The organism is Thiomonas sp. (assembly GCF_054608695.1).
On sequence record NZ_JBTRXV010000174.1, the window covers coordinates 1 to 4016 of the forward strand.

7 protein-coding genes and 1 pseudogene are annotated in these 4016 nt (G+C 65.0%); all 8 read right to left on the minus strand.

The annotated features are described in order from the left end of the window. Positions 1-306: ferritin-like domain-containing protein (locus ACYCUK_RS23690; RefSeq protein ID WP_461597042.1), on the minus strand; the 306-nt coding region annotated here is incomplete at its 3' end. A gap of 13 nt (positions 307-319) precedes the next feature. After that, positions 320-658, minus strand: a complete 339-nt coding sequence (locus ACYCUK_RS23695) for a BMC domain-containing protein (protein WP_461597043.1) — start codon at positions 656-658, stop codon at positions 320-322. 29 nt (positions 659-687) lie between these two features. Then, positions 688-999: a BMC domain-containing protein gene (locus ACYCUK_RS23700; protein WP_461597044.1), complete on the minus strand. Its 312-nt coding sequence runs from the start codon at positions 997-999 to the stop codon at positions 688-690. Between the two features lie 33 nt (positions 1000-1032). Then, entirely contained in the window at positions 1033-1290 is a 258-nt protein-coding gene (locus ACYCUK_RS23705; RefSeq protein ID WP_461597045.1) for a carboxysome peptide B, read from the minus strand. 1 nt (position 1291) lies between these two features. Continuing rightward, positions 1292-1543: a carboxysome peptide A gene (locus ACYCUK_RS23710; protein ID WP_461597046.1), complete on the minus strand. Its 252-nt coding sequence runs from the start codon at positions 1541-1543 to the stop codon at positions 1292-1294. Between the two features lie 19 nt (positions 1544-1562). Then, positions 1563-3149, minus strand: a complete 1587-nt coding sequence (locus ACYCUK_RS23715) for a carboxysome shell carbonic anhydrase (RefSeq protein ID WP_461597047.1) — start codon at positions 3147-3149, stop codon at positions 1563-1565. Between the two features lie 55 nt (positions 3150-3204). Next, positions 3205-3657, minus strand: coding sequence for a hypothetical protein (locus tag ACYCUK_RS23720; protein WP_461597048.1), 453 nt, complete (start codon positions 3655-3657; stop codon positions 3205-3207). Positions 3658-3789: 132 nt separating this feature from the next. Continuing rightward, positions 3790-4016: pseudogene (locus ACYCUK_RS23725) on the minus strand (CsoS2 family carboxysome shell protein); the annotation flags it as partial.

Consider the following 4016-nt stretch of genomic DNA (forward strand, 5'->3'; position numbering starts at 1 on the left):
CAAGCGGATCGCTTCGATCTCCAGCACGCGGTCAATCAGCAGCATCTCCTCCAGCGTGCGTCCCGGACGGATGGGCGGCAGTTGGGTGCTGTTGGCGGGAGTACCCACCACCAGCATGCGCTCGATCAACTGCTGCGCATGCCCAAGTTCCTCTTCCGCATCACGGCGAAAGCGGCTACTGTGCTCGCCAAGCTGCCACATCGCGGTCAGACTGGCCTGGGCGAGGTACTGCTGCACCGCGGCCAGCTCGTGGCTGAGCGCGCGCATCAGGTAGCCCGTCCGTCGCGGATCGGTCGCCATCGCCATCGCCACGCCTGCGCTAGCTGCGGGACTGACTGACCACGCCATCCAGCCCGCTGTCACCGGCAGCGGGCGTCTTCGGCAGAATGTTCTCCACCTCGGAGTGCACGCGTGCGATGATGTGCGCCGCTACCAAGCCGTCGCCGACGCGCTCGCACGCATCCGCCCCGGCCCGCACCGCCGCGTTCACCGCGCCGGTCTCGCCGCGCACCAGCACGGTGACGTAGCCGCCGCCCACGAACTGGCGGTCCACTAGGCGCACTTCCGCCGCCTTGGTCATCGCGTCCGCCGCTTCAATCGCCGGCACCAGGCCGCGGGTTTCGATCATGCCCAATGCAATTCCACTGACGTTTGCCATTTTCACGACTCCTTTTCTGCTTCGGTTGGTCAATTAAAATCGCTTACTTCAGCCAGCCTGCTAGGCAGAATGTTCTCCACCTCACTGTGCACACGGGCGATGATGTGCGCCGCCACCAGACCGTCGCCGACGCGCTCGCATGCATCCGCCCCGGCCCGCACCGCCGCGTTCACCGCGCCGGTCTCGCCGCGCACCAGCACGGTGACGTAGCCGCCGCCCACGAACTGGCGGCCCACTAGGCGCACTTCCGCCGCCTTGGTCATCGCGTCCGCCGCTTCAATCGCCGGCACCAGGCCGCGGGTTTCGATCATGCCCAATGCAATACCGCTTACGTTTGCCATTTTCAGTACTCCTTCCGAGTTAAAAAAACTTGCTCACTTGCCGTCGCCGGCGTCCCATACATCAATAATTCCGCAGATGGTCAGGTCGGTCAGCGTCGCCTTGTCGCCGCTGGCGATGCGCGCGGCCGAACCGCCTGCCGTAATCACCCACTTGCCCGGCGGTGCGCCGACCGGGTCGCACGCCACGCTGAGCCTGCCCTGGACGTCCTCCAACACTCTCAGCGATGCGTTCCGCAGCCCCGGTACGCGCCGCGTTGCCACCAGATCCGACACCACACGCATGATTTCCATGTCAGCCTTCCGACCAGTGATCGATGATGCCGATGATGGTGAAATCACTGGGAAAATCCTTGCTGCCCGCGGCCTCGCGCGCAGCGGAAGAGCCCACGCAGATCACCCAGTCACCGGGGATGCAGCCCACGGCGTCCACCGCAACCTGACGCGGCCCGCCTGCCTTTTCCCTCACCACCAACAGCGGGCGGTGCCCCAGTTCCTTGATCCGGTTGGTCGAAACCAGCGTTTTTTCCACCTGACAAATCTTCATCGCTCGCTCCTAAACCGATTCATGCCGCACCCGCTTCAACCAGCTCGATCGGGCTGCCCGGGCGCTTGTCCTGTACCGTCATGCCGCACACCAGCAAGCCCTTTTGCGCCAGATCGGCGTAACGCGCCTCGATTGCTCCCTTGACGCGCTGGCAACGCTCTACCGTGCGCTCGCGGCAACCCGGCACGCGGCTGTCGTAGCGGAAGTGAATTGCCAGCGGAATCGGCAAGCCGTGACTGACGTTGAGCTTCTTAAAAATCTTGATCCCCACGTCCATATCCGGCGCGCCTTCTTCCACCGTGTGCAGGTGAGCGAAGTAGGCCAAATTGCGCAACTGGAATTCCTCGAAACCGTCGCCGACGCTGATGAAACGCTCGGCGTGGCCGATGTCGGCGTAACGCCCACCCCAGTTGCCGCACACGTATTCAATCTGCGACAGGTTGTTGATCAGCAGCGAGGCAACCAGCCGGCGCATGCCTTCGTGCGGCTCGCCACTGCCCGCGCCCCAGCCGGTAGTAGCGCTGGCGGCCTGGATCGCCCGGTACACCTTGAGCCGGGCGCTGCTGGCGTCATCATTGACGCTGGCGCGGTACAGCTCGATGTTGTCGATAAACCGGTACAAGTTTATTTCACCGGCAGCGTCGGGCACGTGCACCTTGATAGCGTCGGTGTCGGTGTCCACGCCGATCAATAACGTATCCACCGAGGCGCCGCAGCAAAAGCTGTTTTCAATCGCCTGGCGGAACTCGTTCAAACGTTTCAGCCCGGCTTCCGCCGCCGCCGTCACGTTGCTGCCATGCGCGGCGCAGCCCTCGTGGGTCGGGTCGGAACTGCTCCAGTGATACACCGCCACTTTCAGGTAGCGCGTGCCCGCATCGGCAGTCACCGGACGACCTTCGCGATAGCGCATCAGTTCGGTCTCGATCCAGCGCTTGACGTTGGCATCGACGTCGAACATGGCCCCGGCATAGGATTTTTTGCTGCGCACCGCGCCGTAGGGCAGGCGCAGGATGTAGCGCACCAGACCCTTCAGGCGACCGTCCGAACAAGGCGAGATATCCACCGCGTGGTAGCCGCAGTCGAGGAAGAACGCCACCGCCTCGTCCGTATCCTGCAGCGGATTGCTGAGCTGCGCTTGCTCTGCCATCAAGCGCAGCGTGCGCATGACGCACTCGCCATACAGGGTGCGCATGTCCAGATCGGCGACCCAGGCATCCGCCAGAATCTGCGCAGGCAACTCGAAACCCAACTGTTCGCGCGCAATCGCCTGCGCGCGCTCGGTAAAATCGGCTTCGTGCTGCAGGCCAGCGATGCGTTTCAGCACCGGCACGATGGCATCAAAACTGCCTTTCACGGCCAGTTCGTGCACCAGCAGACGCCGGTTCTCTACCTCGTTGGTGAGCGGATGCCGGCACGGTCGTCCCGAGTCTGTTGAGCAGGCCGGATTGGGTGCCACGCCGGGGTCGAGTGCGATACCCTGCGGCGTGAATACCGCCTGCCGGGGACGCGCCTGCAGCAAGCCGGCAGGCGTGCCCAACCCATAAGGCGGGCGGCTTGCTCCAGACTGCGGGCTGGTGTGGCGCCCGGGGCGGTTTCTCGTGTTCATCGCAATCTCTGGCCCATGGTCCGTTTGTGTTTGCTCGATCACTGCCTGTTTCACATCAACCGCGTGCGCCGCCGGAATAAGTGATGGCAGAGCCTTTGGCATCGTTGCCGCTGCTGCCGGTAATCCGGCTGATGGGCAGTTCCGGCCGCTCGCGGTCTTTCCACTGCGAAGCCCCAATCACCGCACCGCGCTGATCCCCGCGCAAAGTCGGGTTGCGGCGCGTGGAGGTGCCTTCGGTGCCGGTAATGCTTTCGTTGCGCCGCCAGGCGGCACCCGTGATGGCGAAGCCTCCTTCGCGCCCGTCCCCGGTAAGGCGGCTGCGCGGCACTTCTGGCGCTGCCGCCACCGGCGCGGCATCGTAGGCCTCATCCCGATAACGAAACTCGGGGGTGCCGGAAACCAGACCGGCCGCCAGGTTCACCGGGCCGGTGATGCGTCCCGCCGCGCCGTAGGCGGTGCCGGTGACGCGGCTGAGCTGGCTCCCCTGCGCGCTGCGCGCAGGGGTCATTACGCTAAAATTTCCGCGGACATCTGCCACCTCCGGGGCAGTAGCTGCCACACTGGGAGCGTCGGCCGGGCCGCGCGTCAGCGGGTGCGGACTGGACGCCACGTCCCTGGACTGGCGTAGCAGCCGGTCGGTGTCCGAGTAAGCGGTACCGCTCAAAACCTGGCGTTCCCCGCGGGCGGCGCCAGTCACTTTACTGTCCAGCCCCGACCGGACACCGGTCATCGCCGCACTGGCCGCGCCGCTTCGGCGCACCATCGGGGCACGCGCAGCGGCCTGACGATCCGACTCGCAAAACGCTGCGTATTGGTCGGGGCCCGCGTATTCCGTGCCCGAGACGGGCTGGCAAGCACCATATTCAT

What these genes read in the sequence shown, in the direction of transcription:
- ACYCUK_RS23695 (WP_461597043.1), bottom strand. Translation starts at nt 658, where the DNA reads ATGGCAAACGTCAGTGGAATTGCATTGGGCATGATCGAAACCCGCGGC.
- ACYCUK_RS23700 (WP_461597044.1), bottom strand. Translation starts at nt 999, where the DNA reads ATGGCAAACGTAAGCGGTATTGCATTGGGCATGATCGAAACCCGCGGC.
- ACYCUK_RS23705 (WP_461597045.1), bottom strand. Translation starts at nt 1,290, where the DNA reads ATGGAAATCATGCGTGTGGTGTCGGATCTGGTGGCAACGCGGCGCGTA.
- ACYCUK_RS23710 (WP_461597046.1), bottom strand. Translation starts at nt 1,543, where the DNA reads ATGAAGATTTGTCAGGTGGAAAAAACGCTGGTTTCGACCAACCGGATC.
- ACYCUK_RS23715 (WP_461597047.1), bottom strand. Translation starts at nt 3,149, where the DNA reads ATGAACACGAGAAACCGCCCCGGGCGCCACACCAGCCCGCAGTCTGGA.
- ACYCUK_RS23720 (WP_461597048.1), bottom strand. Translation starts at nt 3,657, where the DNA reads ATGACCCCTGCGCGCAGCGCGCAGGGGAGCCAGCTCAGCCGCGTCACC.